Consider the following 1,006-nt stretch of genomic DNA (forward strand, 5'->3'; position numbering starts at 1 on the left):
CGCTGGAGTCTTTGCTTGGAATCCCTGCTGGAGTGTCTGCTGGGGAATCTCTGCTGAATGTCTGCTGGAGTGTCCGCTGGAATCTCTGCTGGAGTCCCTGCTGGAATCATCGGGGGAGTGTCCGCTGGAATCCCAGCTGGAGTGTTTGCTGGGAGTGTTTGCTGGAGTGTCTGCTGGGAGTGTCCGCTGGGAATCTTTGCTCAGATCATCGGGGGAGTGTCCGCTGGAATCATCGGGGGAGTGTTTGCTGGGAGTGTCCGCTGGAATCATCGGGGGAGTGTTTGCTGGGGAATCTCTGCTGAATGTCTGCTGGGGAGTCCCTGCTGGAGTGTCCGCTGGAATCTCTGCTGGAATCATCGGGGGAGTGTTTGCTGGGAGTGTCCGCTGGAATCCCAGCTGGAGTGTTTGCTGGGAGTGTTTGCTGGAGTGTCTGCTGGGAGTGTCCGCTGGAATCATCGGGGGAGTGTTTGCTGGGAGTGTCCGCTGGGGAGTCCCTGCTGGGGAATCCCTGCTGAATGTCTGCTGGAATCATCGGGGGAGTGTCCGCTGGAGTCTTTGCTTGGAATCCCTGCTGGGAGTGTCCGCTGGAATCATCGGGGGAGTGTCCGCTGGAGTATTTGCTTGGAATCCCAGCTGGAGTGTTCGCTGGAATCTCTGCTGGGGAGTCCCTGCTGAATGTTCGCTGGAATCATCGGGGGAATGTTCGCTGGAGTCTTTGCTTGGAATCCCTGCTGGAGTGTCTGCTGGGGAATCTCTGCTGAATGTCTGCTGGAGTGTCCGCTGGAATCTCTGCTGGGGAATCTCTGCTGAATGTCTGCTGGGGAGTCCCTGCTGAATGTCTGCTGGAGTCTTTGCTTGGAATCCCAGCTGGAGTGTCCGCTGGAATCTCTGCTGGAGTCCCTGCTGGAATCATCGGGGGAGTGTTTGCTGGGAGTGTCCGCTGGAATCCCAGCTGGAGTGTTTGCTGGGAGTGTTTGCTGGAGTGTCTGCTGGGAGTGTCCGCTGG

1 pseudogene is annotated in these 1,006 nt (G+C 57.8%); it reads left to right on the forward strand.

Annotated elements, in window-relative coordinates:
- Positions 1–835: pseudogene (locus BUB73_RS17505) on the forward strand (hypothetical protein); the annotation flags it as partial.
- Between the last annotated feature and the right edge of the window lie 171 nt (positions 836–1,006).

It is taken from the genome of Fibrobacter sp. UWH6 (assembly GCF_900142465.1).
In the GTDB taxonomy this organism is placed as follows: Bacteria; Fibrobacterota; Fibrobacteria; order Fibrobacterales; family Fibrobacteraceae; genus Fibrobacter.